Source organism: Embleya sp. NPDC020886 (assembly GCF_044333915.1).
In the GTDB taxonomy this organism is placed as follows: domain Bacteria; phylum Actinomycetota; class Actinomycetes; order Streptomycetales; family Streptomycetaceae; genus Embleya.
Window position 1 is genome coordinate 14,046 of record NZ_JBIRRX010000005.1, and the last position, 13,685, is coordinate 27,730.

Genomic DNA, 13,685 nt, shown 5'->3' on the forward strand with positions numbered 1-13,685 from the left:
ACATGCGTGCGTCACACGTGCCGCGAATCCCGCGCGTCCTCCCCCGACGTCGGCTCCCGGTCCGGCCCCCGCTCTCCGCGACCCGCCGCGCAGTACAGCGCGACCGCGCCGCCCAGGGCCGCCGTGCCGAGCAGGATGACGCGGTAGTCCAGCACCGCCAACAGACCCGCCACGCCGAGGATCGCGAACGCCGTCGGCGCGAACATGATCGTCCCCGCGGTCGCCGCGACCCGCCCCACCAGGTGCCCCGGCGTCTCCCGCTGCAACACGGTCATCGCCGCGACGTGCACCGCCGGCAACCCGAAGCCGATCGCCACGCTGCCGCCCAGGACCGCGGGCAACCACTGCACCACCCGCAGACCCACCCCGACCGCGAACAGCGCCAGGCCGAGCACCGCGAACCCGCGCGGGCCGAGCCGGCGGATCAACGTGCCCGCGCACAGCCCGACCACCACGGACCCGGCGCCCTGCGCGGTGTACAGCACGCCGACGAACGCCGGTGAACGATCGAGCCCCTGGTCCACCACGGTGTAGATCGCACCACCGCTGACCCCGGACACCAGCATCGCCAGACCGCCGGAGAACACCAGTCGGCGCAACGGACGATGCGCCCACAGGTAGCCCATGCCCGCGGTGGTCTCCCCCCACCACCCGCCCTCGCTCTTCGCCCGGACCGGCTGGTCGAAGCGCATCAGCGCGAAGACCCCGGCGGCCAGCACGAACGTGCCCGCGTCCAACAACGCGACGGTGTGCCCGCCGGCCCACGCGAACAGGCCCGCGCCCACCAGCGGCGCGACCAGCTTCATCCCTTCGGCCGCGCTGAGCCGCATCCCGTTCAGGTCGCCCAGGATGCCCGGCGCGACGCCGGCCGTGAGCGCGGTCGACTCGGCGGCGTCCAGGAGCACGAAGCCGATGCCGTAGCCGAACATCACCGCGAACAGGATCCACACCTGATCGGCCGAGCGCACGGTCAGGGTGAGGGTCAACAGCGCGGCCAGCACCAGGTTGACCGCCAGGAGCAGGCGTTTCGCGGGCAGGCGGTCCGCGACCGCACCGAGCAGCGGACCGAACAGGGTCGGCGCGAACACCCCCAGCGCCATCAGCGCCGCCACGCTGTCCGAACCGGTCAGTGTCTTGGCCCAGACGCCGGCGACGAGGGACATCGCGCTGCTGCCGAAGCTGGAGACCACCACGCCGCTCAGATACAGCCCGGCGTTGCGGTCCCTGAACACCTTTACCGCACCCCATGCCACTTGCCCACCAGGCCCCTCGTTGTCGATGTCGCGGCTCTGGTTGCTGTACTAGCAGTCATGAGCAGCGACGTCACCCGATTCGTCGAAGAAGTTGAGCCGACCCGACTCAAGTCCGATCTATTCGAGGGGAAAAGCCCTGATCCGGACGCCTTTCGGGTCTTCGGCGGTTGGCTGGTCGCACAGGCACTCGCCGCCGCCGGAGCCACCGTCGACGAGGACCGGGTGCCGCACTCGCTGCACGCGTCGTTCCTGCGGCCGGCGGATTCCACCCTGCCGCTGACCTACCGGGTCGTGCGGACCCTGCAGGGCCGGACGCTGAGCCATCGTCAGGTCGACGTGCTCCAGGCGGACCGGGTCCTGGTACACCTGGTCGCGTCCTTTCGGGTGACCCGCCCCGAGACGCCGTTCGACCACGCGCCGAGCGCACCCGTGGTGCCCGACCCGGCGACGCTGCCCACGCTCGCGCAGCGTCTGGCCGCGCTGAACGGCCCGCTGCGCCGACCGCAGTTGGTCCGGCACAACCCGGTGGACCTGCGCTTCGTGGCACCACCGAGCTGGGCCGACGAGACCTCCACCGCGCGGGCGCCGCACAACGCGCTGTGGTGCCGCGCCGACGGCGAACTTCCCGATCGCCCGTTGCTGCACGCGTGCGCCGTCGCGTACGCGACCGACCTGAGCATTTTGGACACGCTGGTACTGCCGCATGCCCGGGCGCTGGGCCGACGCTGGATCCCCCGGGCCAGCCTGGACCACTCGATTCGTTTCCATCGCCCGTTCCGCGCGGACCGGTGGTGGCTCTACGACCAGGAAGGCACCTCGCTGCACGCCGCGCACGGCACGGTGCACGGTCGGATCTTCGACGCCGCGGGCGCGCTGTTTGCGACGGTGAGCCAAGAGGCACTGTTCGGCGAGCCGGTCGAACACCGGTCGTAGCGCCACCGAGGGCCGGTGGCGCCTGCCGAAGGAGTGCGCATGGTGCAGGTCGGAAAGGTCTCATTGAACGTCAGCGACCAGGACGCGGCGAAGCGCTTCTGGGTCGACAGGATGGGCTTCGAGGAGGTGATGGACACGCCGATGGGCGAGGCCGGCAGCCCGCGCTGGATCGAGGTTCGCGCGCCGGGCGACGGCATCACGCTGATCCTGTTCAGTCAGCGCTTCGACATGGAGAAGGTCGGCTCGCTCAACAACGTGTTGTTCACCTGCGACGACCTGCAAGCCACCTACCGGGAACTGGTCGCCAAGGGCATCGACTTCCCGGACAAGCCCGCTCAGCAGGAATGGGGCTGGTGGGCCACCTTCCGCGACAACGAGGGCAACTTCTACGGATTGACCCAGCGCAACCCGTGACCGGGATCCGCCGGACCGGCCGGGCGACCGGCTGTGATCTTGCCCGCTTGCGGTCCCCGCGGCGCCCCTGGCTCTCGATTCCTGTACGGGGTTGGGATATCCCAGGGTGTCATGGCGGACAAGGTGCTTCTCGACTACGACGGACCGATCGCGACGATCACCAACAACAACCCGGACAAGCACAACGCGTTCGATGACGAGATGGATCAGCTGCTGTGGCAGATCCTCGGCGAACTGCGGCAGCGGCCCGAGGTGCGGGCGGTGATCTGGCGTGCGGTGGGCAAGTCCTTCTCCTCGGGCCGCGACGTGTCCTCGATCGGGGGCCACCGGGTCGAGCTGACCCACCATCAGTTGATGACCCGCGGGCATCGCGGGGTGCAGCAGCTCTTCGAGTTGGACGCGCCGGTGCTGGTGGCCTGCCAGGGCTGGTCGATCGGCGCGTCCTTCCAGCGCGCGCTGTTGTGCGACATCCGGGTGGCCGCCGAGGGCGCTCGGTTCATGCTGCCCGAGACCACGCACGGGGTCATTCCGGACACCGGTGGCGTGGCGCGGCTGTACCAGATCTGCGGGCCCGGGGTGGCCGCCGACCTGGTGCTGACCGGCCGGCCGATGCATGCGGCCGAGGCGTACGCGCACGGCATCGTCTCGCGCGTGGTGCCCGCCGCCGAACTGGACGCCACCGTGCGCGAGATGGCCGAGCGGATCGCCGCCGCCCCGGCGGTGACCGTGAAGATGGCCCGGCGGGTGCTCGGCCACCTCGCCGAACCCGCCGTGCGCACCTCGATGGCCGAGGAACTGATCGCGCAGACCTTCGTCAACAAGTCGGACGACTACGCCGAGTTCCGCGCCGCCCGCGCCGAACAGCGGCCCGCCCACTACACCGGGAGCTGAGCCCTCATGACCGAGGCATCCGACGGCATCATCGGCCTGCCCGAACCGCCCGCCCTGGGCGCCGCCGCGCTGCCGCCCGGCACCTACGCGGACCGTACGGTGTTCGTCACCGGCGGCGGCACCGGTCTGGGCAAGGCGATCGCGATCGAGTTCGCCCGACTGGGCGCGAACCTGGTGGTGGCCAGCCGCAAGGAGGACCACCTGGAGGCGGCCCGCGAGGCGCTGACCGAGGCCGGCGCCAAGGTGCGCACGGTGGCCTGCGACATCCGCGAGCCGGCCGAGATCGAGGCGGCCTTCGACGCGGCCGTCGACACGTTCGGACTCCCGGACGTGCTGATCAACAACGCCGCGGCCAACTTCCCGGTGCCCGCCGAGGAGATGTCCCCCAACGCGTGGCGCACCGTCGTGGACATCACCCTCAACGGCACCTACTTCTGCGCCCGCGAGTTCGCCCGCCGCCACCTGGCCGCCGGCACCCCCGGCTCGATCGTCAACATCGGCGCGTCCTACGCGTGGACCGGCGGCCCCGGCTTCGCCCACAGCGCCGCCGCCAAGGCCGGCGTCAAGAACATGGTCGAGACCCTGGCCGTCGAATGGGGCCCCTACGGCATCCAGGTCAACGGCCTGGTCCCCGGCCTGTTCCCCCACGAGGACATGACCGCCGACATCAAGGGCAACCTCGCCCGCACCCACGACAAGGACCCCTGCCAACCCGCGATGCGAGTCGGCCGACCGCGCGAGCTGGGCTGGGCCGCGACCTTCCTGGCCTCGCCCTACGCGCGCTTCGTCTCCGGCCACACCCTGGTCGTGGACGGCGCCAACTGGCAGCGGCGCGGTCTGGTCAACCCGCCGGTGGTCACCGTGCGGCAGCAGATGGGCAAGGGTGCGTTCGAGCTGCCGTAGGCCCGATCCGGGCGGCCCGGCGAACACAGCGTGCTCCGGTGTCCCGTCCACCGAATCGCCAAATGGCATAAATCCGTGATATCTGCGCGGAAAAATGGACAATACGATGGTCGGGTCGGTCGCGATTTCCTGGCGCGACCGGCCCGACGTCACGTCCGTGCTCTTCGCCGCCCAGTGTCCCGGAGCCCCGCATGCCCGATCGGCGTCTGTCCTTCCGCGCCCGCAGGCACGGGGCGAGCGAACCCCCGGAGGCACCGGAACGCTCGATGGACCCGCGGGCGGCGGACGCCCCGGAGCCGCCACCCGTCGAACACAGCCTGATCGACGCGGCGATCTACGTGGACGGGGTACGGGCCGCCTCCCCGAGCACGCTCGCCGACACCTACCGCGAACTGCACGCCCGGCCCGGCGCGATGGCCTGGATCGGGCTCTACCGCCCCTCCGAGAGCCAACTCCTCTCCGCCGCAGACGAGTTCGACCTGCACGCGCTCGCCATCGAGGACGCGATCGTGGCCCACCAGCGGCCCAAGCTCGAACGCTACGGCGAAACGTTGTTCGTGGTGTTGCGCGCGGCCCGCTACCTCGACGACGTCGAGGAGGTCGACTTCGGCGAGCTGCACGTCTTCCTCGGCACCAACTTCGTGGTCACCGTCCGCCACTCCGAGTCCCCCGACCTGTCCGCCGTCCGCCGCTGGGTCGAGGACCGGCCCGAACTCCTGCGCCAGGGCCCGGAGGCGGTGCTGTACGCGATCCTGGACAGCGTCGTGGACGCCTACGCCCCGGTGGTCGGCGGCCTGCAGAACGACATCGACGAGATCGAGGCGGAAGCCTTCCTCGGCGCCCCGAACGTGTCCCGACGGATCTACGAACTCTCCCGCGAGGTGATCGAGTTCCAGCGCGCGACCCGACCGCTGCTGCTCATGCTCACCGATCTGTCCACCGGCTTCGACAAGTACCACGTGGACCAGGAGCTGCGGCGCTACCTGCGCGACGTCCGGGACCACGCGACGATCGCGGTGGAACGGGCGGCCGGCTTCCGCCAGCTCCTCGAAGGCATCATGCGGGTCAACGCGATCGTGGTGACCCAGACGCAGAACGAGGAGATGCGGCAGCTCACCGCGGCCAGCAACGCCCAGAACGAGGAGGTCAAGAAGATCTCCGCGTACGCCGCGATCCTGTTCGCGCCGACCCTGATCGGCACCGTGTACGGGATGAACTTCGACGACATGCCCGAGCTGCACTGGAGCCTGGGCTACCCCTTCGCGGTCGGCCTGATGGTGCTGGTCTGCGTGGTCCTCTACCTCATCTTCAAGCGCCGGAACTGGCTCTGAGCCCGGCGCGGAAACCTGTCGTGTTCTGTCAGGTATCCGGTCCAGGATCGTTCTTGCAGGGAAGCACCCGAACCACCAGAGGAGCACCACCATGGCGCACATCGTTCTCGTTCCCGGCTACTGGCTCGGCGCGTGGGCGTGGGACCGGGTCGCCGAACCGCTGCGGGCCGCCGGGCACGACGTACTCGCGGTGACGCTGCCGGGCCTGGCGGACGAGGCGGCCGACGCCACCGGAATCGACCTCGCGACGCAGACCGACGCCCTGGTCGAGGAGATCACCTCGCGCGACCTCACCGACGTGGTCCTGGCCGCCCACTCCGGCGGCGCGTTCCCCGCCTACGAGGCACTGGACCGGATCCCGGACCGGATCGCCCGGATCGTCTACGTGGACGCCGGCCCGGTGGCCGAGGGCGTCTCGCTGCTGGACCTGAGCGAGCCCGCCGAGCGGGAGCGGATCGAGGCCGAGGTGGCCGAGCGCGGCGACGGCCGCTACACCTACCCGTGGGATCCGACCACCGACGCCGAGATGCTCGACGGACTCACCCCGGCCGACCTGGAGCTGCTGCGCACCCGCTCGGTGGCGCAGCCGTACGCGGTCGCGACCGGCGCCGAGCGGGTCGGCGACCCGGCCCGGCTCAAGGTGCCCGCGCACCTGATCAGCTGCCTGTTCCCGGCCGAGCAGGTCGAGGTCATGGTCGCGCAGGGGCACCCGTTCATGGCCGAGTTCGCGCTGGCCGAGGAGCGGCACGTACACGGCCTGCCGACCGGCCACTGGCCAATGTTCTCCCGGCCCGAGGAACTGGCTCGGTTGTTGGCGGACATCGCCGGTTGACCGGCCCGCGGGGGTGGGCCCAGCCCCACCCCCGCGCGGGGTGCCTCCCCAGTGACCTGCACGGTCGCCGCCCGACACACTGGTGCCACCAGCGGTACACGGCACATCCACGGGAGGACCCCCTTATGAGCACGCTCACGCCACACAGCGCCGATCCACCGGCGACGCGTTGGCGGTTCGGTCGGGCGTTGTCGTCCACCTTCCAGGGCTTCGTGCTGGTCTTCCTCTCCGTGCCGGCCCTCGCCCTGTTCATCTGCGGCATCGTGTTCATGGCCCTGGTGCCGCTGGGTGTCGGCATGGTGCTGTTCGTGCCGGCGATCCTGCTGCTGCGTGCCACCGCCAACCTGACCCGCACCGCGATGACCTCGTGGTCCGGCGTCCCGATCGCCGTCCCCTACCGACGGCGCCCCCCGGGCAAGGGGGTGACCGGATTGTGGCGGCGCACCCGGCAACTGATCACCGAGGGGGCCACCTGGCGGGACCTGCTGTGGGGGCTGCTCTACCTGCCGTCCAGCCTGCTGCTGGCCTGCTTCCCGATGTTGCTGATCGTGAACGGCCTGCACGGGGTGCTGATGCCGTTCCTGTGGGAGGTGGCCTACCGGCACGTCGATCCGCAGTGGTACACGTTCATCAAGGTGGACAGCTCGCAGCGGGCCGGCTTCGCGCTGCCCTGGGGCGCGATCCAGGTGGTCGTCGGCCTGGCCGTCGCGCCCTGGTTCGCCCGGGTCAACGCGCTGTGGAACCGCTCCCTGCTCGCCCCCACCAAGGAGGCCGAACTGGCGCTGCGGGTCCAGCACTTGACCGAGAGCCGGACCGACGCCGTGGACGCGTCGGCAGCCGAGCTGCGCCGGATCGAGCGTGACCTGCACGACGGCGCGCAGGCCCGCCTGGTGGCGATGGGCATGAACCTGGGCGCCGCGGAGGCGCTGCTCGGTACGGACCCGGACGCGGCCCGCATCCTGCTCGCCGAGACCCGCGCCGCGTCCGCCAAGGCCCTGCACGAACTGCGCGACCTGGTCCGGGGCATCCACCCGCCGGTGCTCTCCGACCGAGGTCTGGGCGACGCGGTGCGCGCGGTGGCGTTGGAGAGCCCGCTCGATGTCAACGTCAAGGTCGCGCTGCCCGCGCGCCCCGAGCTCCCGCTGGAGTCCGCCGCCTACTTCGCGGTCACCGAGGTGCTCACCAATGCGGCAAAGCACTCCGGTGGGCAGCACGTCGAGATCGATCTGACCTACCAGGACGGCAAGTTGCGGATCACCGTCACCGACGACGGCGTCGGCGGCGCCGATCTGATGAAGGGCACGGGACTGCGCGGCATCGAGCGGCGACTCGATACATTCGACGGAACGCTCGCCCTGGACTCCCCGGTGGGCGGCCCGACGACTGTGATCATGGAGCTGCCGTGCGACTTGTCCTCGCGGAAGACCTCGCCCTCCTGAGGGACGGGCTGGTCCGCCTGCTCCAGGCCCACGGCTTCGAGATCGTCGCCGCCGTGGACAACGGTCCGGAACTGCTCCGGGCTCTGGTGGAACACAAGCCGGACGTCGCGGTCGTCGACGTCCGACTGCCGCCGACCTTCACCGACGAGGGCCTCCAGGCCGCCCTGGAGGCCCGTCGGCAGGTCCCGGGGCTGCCGATCCTGGTGTTGTCGCAGTACGTGGAGCAGTTGTACGCCCGGGAGTTGCTCGCGGACGGCACCGGCGCGGTCGGCTATCTGCTCAAGGACCGGGTGTTCAACACGGACGAGTTCGTGGACGCGGTCCGCCGGGTCGCGTCGGGGGGCACCGCGATGGACCCCGAGGTGATCTCGAAGCTGCTCGCCCGCAACGTGCGGGACAAACCGTTGGGCCGGCTGACGCCGCGCGAGCGCGAGGTGCTGGAGTTGATGGCCGAGGGTTGTTCGAACGCGGCCATCGCGGGCCGGCTGTTCGTCTCCGAGGGCGCGGTGAGCAAGCACACCACCAACATCTTCGCGAAGCTCTCGATCGACACGTCGGACGAGACGAACCGGCGTGTGCTCGCGGTCCTGGCCTATCTCAACGGCAACGGCTGAACCGCGACGGAACGGGACACGGGAGCGGCGGATCGGCATCGCTCTCGTCCCGGACGACCGCGCGGGCCTGCGCGCGGGTGGTGCGGGCACTGCGGGTGTTCACGAACCGGTGGTCAACCGCAACAACCGGTCCCGTTCCTCCTCCACGATGCGCTGGGCGCGCAGGACGACGGCCTCGGGCACGCCGTCCGGCAGTTCTCCGAAGTCACGAAAGCGGCGGAGGTCGCGTGGACGAACACCGGTGATGTCGTAGGCCTTCAACGCGGCGAGCGACACGGCGTAGTCGTCGAGTGTGCGAGGCATGGTCTCCTTCTCGCGCGCTGGGAGGTCCGGTACGGGCACCTCGGGCGAGCCGGCGTCGGCCGGATCAGGGCTGCTGTCGTACACGCTGCCCCCGTCTGATGTTGTCAACGTCATTGCGGCGGTGCGGGTTCCCGGTACCAATCTTCCGGACGGGAAGGCGCGGGTCGCTCCCCCGTACGGATGAACTTCGCGACGCCTGTGGCAGAAGGCGCCGCACTTCTGTACTTCCCTCGCCGCAGCACGCGGGTCGCACGTGCTCGACGGGCCTCGATCACCACACGGTGTTCGAGGAAGCACAGATTGTCATGACGCGGAGCATAAAGCCAAGCATCTTTTGCTACCGGTTCGAATCCGACGCCCTTCGCACGCTTCCGCGACCGGCTCCGGGGAACAAGCGCGCACGATGATACGTTCGGCGTGGTAAGTGTTTGACCCCGAATTGCCCGTTGAGCAAGGAGCGTGCGTGTCCGCCCAAGAGACGGACCCCCCTAGTACCGGTCCCTCCCGAGACTGTGATCGAAGCCGCGACGTCCGGGAGGCGGTCTCATGACCGCGGCTCTTGGCATAGCGGCGATCGTCGTACTGACCCTCGGTACCGGTTTCTTCGTCGCCCAGGAGTTCGCCTACGTGGCGGCCGATCGGAGCCTGCTGCGTCGCCGTGCCGAATCCGGTGACAAGGCCGCAGCCCGGGCGACGACCGTGATGGGGCGACTTTCGTTCATGCTGTCCGGTGCCCAGTTGGGCATCACCGTGACGGCCCTGTTGGTCGGTTTCATCGCCGAACCCGCGCTCGCGGCGGTGATCTCCCCCCTCCTGGATCTGGTCGCCGTTCCCGACGGCGCGGTTCCGGTGATCTCGCTGATCCTCGGCTTCGCGGTGGCCACCGCGATCCAGATGGTGCTCGGCGAGCTGGTCCCCAAGAACTGGGGCATCGCCGAGCCCGAGCGGGTGGCGATCCTGCTCGGCCGGCCCACGCTGGTCTATCTCAAGGTCGCCGGTCCCCTGATCCGCCTGTTCGACACGCTGGCCAACCGCATCGTGCGGGCGATCGGCATCGAACCGGTCGAGGAACTGCACGGCGGCGCCACCACCGAGGAACTCGCGCACATCGTCGACGAGGCCGGCCGGGACGGTGACCTGGATCCGGCCCTGTCCGGGATCCTGCGCCGCGCGATCGCCTTCGGCGACCTGACCGTGGACCAGGTGATGGTGCCGCGTCCGGACGTGGTCCGGGTGCGGGCCGAGACCACCGCCGCCGAATTGATCGAGTTGGTCGCCGAGTGTGGCCATTCGCACTATCCCGTGGTCGGCGAGCGGGTGGACGACGTGCTGGGCGTGGTCGGGGTGGCCTGCCTCCTGGAGGTGGCCCCCGAGGACGCCGCGCACGTGAGCGCCGGGTCGATCGCGCGGCCCGCGCTGCTCGTCCCGGACACCGCCGGGCTGGCCTCGCTGCTCGAACAGTTGCGGACCGCGCACGAGGAGTTCGCGGTCGTGCTGGACGAGCACGGCGGCCTGGCCGGGATCGTCACCTACGAGGACGTGGCCGAGGAATTGGTCGGCGAGATCGCCGACGAGAGCGACGACGAGGACCCCGTCGACACCGAGCCCGAGGACGGCTGGTGGCGGCTGGACGCGGGGCTGCGGGTGGACGAGACGGAGCGGATCGTCGGCGCGGAGCTGCCCGACGGGCCGTACGACACGCTCGGTGGCCTGGTCATCGCGCACCTGGGCCGACTGCCCGAGGTGGGCGACCGGATCCGGGTGCCCGACCCCGACGAGGTACGCGCCGGGCGCGCGGCCGACGAGGACGACGAACCGATCCGCTACACCGAGATCGAGGTGCTCGAAGTCGAGCGGCATGTGCCGGCGCTGGTCCGGATCCGGGTGCTGACCTCGGCTCCCTCGTTCCCACGCAACGCCTCCGAATGGAGCGCCGAGCGGCGCTCCGGGCGTAACACGGAGGTGACCGCGTGACCCCGACCCTGGCCTCCGGTGGCGGCCTGGGCTCGCTGGAGCTTGGGCTGTGGCCGGCGATCGCCATCACCATCGCGCTGCTCGTGGGCAACGCGTTCTTCGTGGCGGCGGAATTCGCGATGGTGGCCGCGCGCCGGCATCGCCTGGAGGCGCTGGTCGCCGAGCGCAAGCGCGGCGCGAAGTCGGCCCTGGCCGGCGTGCGCGAGTTGTCGCTGATGCTGGCCGGTGCGCAACTCGGCATCACCATGTGTTCGCTGGGCCTGGGCATCGTCTCCGAGCCGGCCATCGCCACCATGCTCGATCCGCTCTTCGACGCGGTCGGCATGCCGGCCGCGGCGGGGCACGCGGTGGCGTTCGCGATCGCGCTGGTGGTCGTGGTGATCCTGCACATGGTGCTGGGCGAGATGGCGCCCAAGTCGTGGGCGATCGCCGGCCCCGAGAAGGTCGCGCTCGTGCTCGCGCCGTCCTTCCGCGGCTACACCCGGGTGGTGCGGCCGCTGCTGCTGGCGATGAACGGGGTCAGCAACGCGATCCTGCGGCTGGCCGGGATCGACCCCAAGGACGAGTTGTCCCACCCCAAGGACGCGGAGGGGCTGCGCCGGTTGGTCGGCGAGTCCCGTCGGCTCGGCCTGATCGACGGTTCGTCGCACGACGTGCTCTCCGGCACGCTGCGCACGCACACCGAACCGCTGGCCCGACTGGTCGTGCCGGCCGCCGAGATCGACTCGGTGCCGGCCGCCGCGGGGCCGGACGAGATCGTCGCGATGTCCCGCCGCAACGGCCGCAACCGGTTGCTGGTGCGGAGCGCGGACGGCACGCTGTCCGGCGTCGTGCACATCCGCAAGGTACTCACCTCGCGCACGCAGAGCTCCGGCAACACGGCCGGCGAGCTGGCCACGTCGGTACTCACGCTGAGCGTGGACACCCCGATCCAGCGCGCCGTGGCCGCCCTCCAGGAACGCCGCGCGTCGCTGGCCCTGGTGCACGCCGCCGACGGCACGCTGCTGGGCCTGGTCGGTCTCGACGACCTCCTCGGCAGCGTCCTCGGAGCCGGCACGGCATGACCCGCCCGGGAAGGTCCCGTCCGACCCCGGTCGGACGGGACCTTCCCGGCGCCACACCCGGCCTGGGGGCGCCGCCGGTCGCCTGTCGAACCCGCGCCCCGGCCCGTCGCGACGGGTCGGGTCGGGGCGCGCCGGGGCTACGCGCGGATCAGGCGGAAGAAGCGGCGGACCTCCTCGACGAAGGTCTCCGGTTGTTCGAAGGCGGCGAAGTGACCGCCGCGGTCGAGTTCGTTCCAGTAGCGGAGATCGGTGAAGCGGTTCCCGGCCCAGCGGCGCGAGGAGCGGATGATCTCGTGCGGGAAGATCGAGCAACCGGTGGGGACCCCGACCTCGGCCAGATCGGGGTTGCGGTAGCTCTCCCAGTACAGCCGGGCCGAGGACGCGGCGGTGTCGGTGAGCCAGTAGACCATCACGTTGTCCAGCAGGTGATCGCGGGACAGCGCGTTCTCCGGGTGGCCGTCGCAGTCGGTCCACTGCTGGAACTTCTCCACGATCCAGGCCAGTTGGCCCACCGGTGAGTCGGCCAGCCCGTAGCCGAGCGTCTGCGGCCGGGTGGACTGGATCTTGCTGTAGCCGGTGCCCCACTCGGAGTGGGTGCCCAGGTCGGCCAGCGCCTGTCGTTCGGCCGGCGTCGGATCCTTCATCGCCGCCGCGTCCGGCATCGCCACCGGCATGTTCAGGTGGATGCCGAGCACGTGCTCGGGGTCCTGCCTACCGATCGACGCGGTGACCATCGAGCCCCAGTCGCCGCCCTGCGCGCCGTAGCGCGCGTAGCCCAGGTCGGCCATCAGCACGGCCCAGGCCCGGGCGATCCGGTCGATTCCCCAGCCGGTCTCGGCCGGTCGATCGCCGAAGCCGTAGCCGGGCAACGAGGGCACCACCACGTGGAACGCGTCCGCCGCGTCGCCGCCGTGTGCGACGGGATCGGTCAACGGCCCGATCACGTCCAGGAATTCGATGATCGACCCGGGCCAGCCGTGGGTCAGGATCAGCGGCAGCGCGTCCGGATGCGGCGAGGGCGCGTGCAGGAAGTGCACGCCCAGGCCGTCGATGTGCGCCTTGAAGTGGGCGTACGCGTTCAGCCGCGCCTCGGTCTTGCGCCAGTCGTAGGTGGTCCGCCAGTACTCGGCCAACTCGCGCGTGTAGGCCAGCGGGATGCCCTGCGACCAGTCGTCCACCGGTTCGGCGTCGGGCCAGCGGGTGCGCGCCAGGCGCTCCCGCAGGTCGATCAGGTCGGCGTCGGGTATGTCGATCCGGAACGGCGTGATGTGCGACGGGAGCAGGGGCATCGACCGGGAACTCCATCCGTGGCGGGCATCGGGTCACGGAGACGATTGCGGGCCACGACCGTCGTCGACGATCGGCGCGACCGGGTCGGGGCTCTTGTCGTGCGTCTCCAGGTCGGTACTCAACCCGATCACCAGGGCCCCGCACCAGAGCGCCGCGACCACGGACAGCACGATTTTGGTCATCGGCGTCCAGCGGGTGACCAGCCACATCAGCACCGCGCCGATCGGTGGCAGGACCAGGAGCAGGAGCAGGATCCACCGCTGTCGGACGAACCAGGGGCTCGCGTTCTCGATGCGCCGCTGCCGGCGGCTGGTGCGTATCACTGGTTCCGGCCCCCTAGGGACACCCGCGGACCACCCGCGGGTGGGTCGCCCCATGTCTGCCCGGCAAAGCCCGGCTCAGTCCCGGCCGTGCGCGGCGCGGGCCGGGCCCGGCTCGGATCGC

At 70.7% G+C, this 13,685-nt stretch carries 14 protein-coding genes; 10 read left to right on the forward strand and 4 right to left on the reverse strand.

The window, feature by feature from the left end; genetic code table 11:
• Positions 1-11 precede the first annotated feature (11 nt).
• Entirely contained in the window at positions 12-1,232 is a 1,221-nt protein-coding gene (locus ACH4U8_RS19280) for an MFS transporter (protein WP_395778926.1), read from the reverse strand.
• Between the two features lie 78 nt (positions 1,233-1,310).
• On the opposite strand from ACH4U8_RS19280, the gene ACH4U8_RS19285 reads away from it, so the two are divergent.
• From ACH4U8_RS19285 to ACH4U8_RS19320, 8 genes are all read left to right on the forward strand, one after another.
• Positions 1,311-2,186 carry an acyl-CoA thioesterase domain-containing protein gene (locus tag ACH4U8_RS19285; RefSeq protein WP_360323508.1) on the forward strand — a complete coding sequence of 292 codons (876 nt, stop codon included), beginning with the start codon at positions 1,311-1,313 and terminating at the stop codon, positions 2,184-2,186.
• Between the two features lie 39 nt (positions 2,187-2,225).
• Positions 2,226-2,600, forward strand: a complete 375-nt coding sequence (locus ACH4U8_RS19290; RefSeq protein WP_360323506.1) for a VOC family protein — start codon at positions 2,226-2,228, stop codon at positions 2,598-2,600.
• A 111-nt stretch (positions 2,601-2,711) separates the two neighbouring features.
• A complete protein-coding gene (locus ACH4U8_RS19295; protein WP_379992490.1) occupies positions 2,712-3,491 on the forward strand; it encodes an enoyl-CoA hydratase/isomerase family protein in 780 nt (259 codons plus the stop codon).
• Between the two features lie 6 nt (positions 3,492-3,497).
• Positions 3,498-4,394 (forward strand): SDR family oxidoreductase, encoded by an 897-nt coding sequence (locus tag ACH4U8_RS19300; RefSeq protein ID WP_395778928.1) that lies wholly within the window; start codon positions 3,498-3,500, stop codon positions 4,392-4,394.
• Positions 4,395-4,585: 191 nt separating this feature from the next.
• Positions 4,586-5,725 (forward strand): magnesium and cobalt transport protein CorA, encoded by a 1,140-nt coding sequence (locus ACH4U8_RS19305; RefSeq protein WP_395778930.1) that lies wholly within the window; start codon positions 4,586-4,588, stop codon positions 5,723-5,725.
• Positions 5,726-5,816: 91 nt separating this feature from the next.
• A complete protein-coding gene (locus ACH4U8_RS19310; protein WP_395778932.1) occupies positions 5,817-6,557 on the forward strand; it encodes an alpha/beta fold hydrolase in 741 nt (246 codons plus the stop codon).
• A gap of 125 nt (positions 6,558-6,682) precedes the next feature.
• Positions 6,683-7,996, forward strand: a complete 1,314-nt coding sequence (locus ACH4U8_RS19315) for a sensor histidine kinase (protein ID WP_379992250.1) — start codon at positions 6,683-6,685, stop codon at positions 7,994-7,996.
• Positions 7,960-8,610, forward strand: coding sequence for a response regulator transcription factor (locus tag ACH4U8_RS19320; protein WP_360305960.1), 651 nt, complete (start codon positions 7,960-7,962; stop codon positions 8,608-8,610). Before ACH4U8_RS19315 ends, ACH4U8_RS19320 begins: the two co-directional genes overlap by 37 nt.
• 99 nt (positions 8,611-8,709) lie before the next feature.
• Here ACH4U8_RS19320 and ACH4U8_RS19325 read toward each other — a convergent pair whose 3' ends face one another.
• Positions 8,710-8,913: a hypothetical protein gene (locus ACH4U8_RS19325; protein WP_158695784.1), complete on the reverse strand. Its 204-nt coding sequence runs from the start codon at positions 8,911-8,913 to the stop codon at positions 8,710-8,712.
• A 546-nt stretch (positions 8,914-9,459) separates the two neighbouring features.
• Here ACH4U8_RS19325 and ACH4U8_RS19330 point away from each other — a divergent pair.
• Positions 9,460-10,887, forward strand: coding sequence for a hemolysin family protein (locus ACH4U8_RS19330; protein WP_395778934.1), 1,428 nt, complete (start codon positions 9,460-9,462; stop codon positions 10,885-10,887).
• Positions 10,884-11,951 (forward strand): CNNM domain-containing protein, encoded by a 1,068-nt coding sequence (locus ACH4U8_RS19335; RefSeq protein WP_360305964.1) that lies wholly within the window; start codon positions 10,884-10,886, stop codon positions 11,949-11,951. The genes ACH4U8_RS19330 and ACH4U8_RS19335 overlap by 4 nt, the downstream gene beginning before the upstream one ends.
• Positions 11,952-12,088: 137 nt before the next feature.
• Here the strand turns inward: ACH4U8_RS19335 and ACH4U8_RS19340 are convergent, their stop codons facing one another.
• Positions 12,089-13,240, reverse strand: coding sequence for an epoxide hydrolase family protein (locus tag ACH4U8_RS19340; protein ID WP_360305966.1), 1,152 nt, complete (start codon positions 13,238-13,240; stop codon positions 12,089-12,091).
• 33 nt (positions 13,241-13,273) lie between these two features.
• Complete coding sequence (locus ACH4U8_RS19345) at positions 13,274-13,564, reverse strand: hypothetical protein (RefSeq protein WP_360305968.1); 291 nt, start codon at positions 13,562-13,564, stop codon at positions 13,274-13,276.
• Positions 13,565-13,685: the final 121 nt, after the last annotated feature.